Here is a 245-nt window from a genome sequence, read left to right on the forward strand (position 1 = left end):
GTTTTGTAATTAATGTTGTTTTAGCATTTATTATTATAATTTTGGAGAGAAATCGACGTAGTGCAAGCTCAACATGGGCCTGGTTATTTGTACTATTTGTATTACCTTTAATTGGTTTTATCCTTTATTTATTATTTGGTCGTACAGTGTCTAAACGTAAACTAGATAAAAATAATGTTAAAGAATTAGATGCATTTAATGAACTTATATATAGACAAATTAAGGAATTTGATGAACACCAATAT

The 245-nt window shown here is 26.5% G+C and carries 1 protein-coding gene; it reads left to right on the plus strand.

Annotation, left to right across the window (positions count from 1 at the left end):
• A partial coding sequence (locus ACZ267_RS13000; RefSeq protein ID WP_463680363.1) for a PLDc N-terminal domain-containing protein occupies positions 1-245 on the plus strand: 245 nt, incomplete at both ends.

It is taken from the genome of Staphylococcus sp. AC872 (assembly GCF_979255425.1).